Here is a 929-nt window from a genome sequence, read left to right on the forward strand (position 1 = left end):
GATCAGGACTCAGTGGCCGCCGGCGGCCTCGAGGCGCTTGATGGACGCCTCCACCTCGGCCTCGGCCTCGGCGCGGCCCACCCAGTTGGCCCCCTCGACCGACTTGCCCGGCTCGAGGTCCTTGTAGACCTCGAAGAAGTGCTGGATTTCCAGGCGATCGAACTCTGAAACGTGGTGAATATCACGCAGGTGCTCCACCCGGGGGTCCGAGGCCGGTACGCAAAGCAGCTTGTCATCGCCGCCCGCCTCGTCCGTCATCCTGAACATGCCGATGGCACGGCACTTGATCAGGCAGCCGGGGAACGTCGGCTCGTCGAGAATGACCAGTGCGTCCAGCGGATCGCCGTCCTCGCCGAGGGTGTTCTCGACGAAGCCGTAGTCCGCGGGGTAGCTGGTCGACGTGAAGAGTCGCCGGTCAAGACGGATGCGACCCGTCTCGTGGTCCACCTCGTACTTGTTCCGCGAACCCTTCGGGATCTCGATGGTGACGTCGAACTCCACGGGTGGCTCCTCCATGATCAACACATACGTCTGGTGATTAAGTGTCCCCCACGCAGGTGTGTGGTGGCGAAAGGGGCTGGTCGGTCGTGCCTGAAGCCCGATCGTGGCAGGTCAGGGAGTGGCTGCGGCATCGGGTGAGCCGTGGGCGACGCGAGTTCGACCGCGCGCGCGGTCGTGGACTGTACGAATGGGACCGCGTGCGCGCCCGTATCCGGCGCGAATGGCGGCGCATGCCCCGGGAGCGGCAGCGGACCTGGCAACTGGTGACGGTCTCCGCCGCGACCGGTCTGGCGGTCGCCGTGGTGTCGGTGCTCGTGGCCGGACCCTGGGACGGCGGTCAGCGGACGGCCGAACGTGCCCGCGCCACCGACGACCGGGCCCCGGACGACGGGCGCAACGGCGGTCCGGGGCGGCCCGCGCCCAGCGCC

1 protein-coding gene and 1 pseudogene are annotated in these 929 nt (G+C 68.6%); one reads left to right on the forward strand and one right to left on the reverse strand.

Annotated elements, in window-relative coordinates; all coding sequences use genetic code 11:
- Positions 1-9 precede the first annotated feature (9 nt).
- Entirely contained in the window at positions 10-501 is a 492-nt protein-coding gene (locus KN815_RS43795) for an inorganic diphosphatase (RefSeq protein WP_014061662.1), read from the reverse strand.
- Between the two features lie 197 nt (positions 502-698).
- Here KN815_RS43795 and KN815_RS43800 point away from each other — a divergent pair.
- Positions 699-929, forward strand: a pseudogene (locus KN815_RS43800) (D-alanyl-D-alanine carboxypeptidase/D-alanyl-D-alanine endopeptidase); the annotation flags it as partial.

The organism is Streptomyces niphimycinicus (assembly GCF_018883605.1).
Taxonomy (GTDB): Bacteria; Actinomycetota; Actinomycetes; order Streptomycetales; family Streptomycetaceae; genus Streptomyces; species Streptomyces niphimycinicus.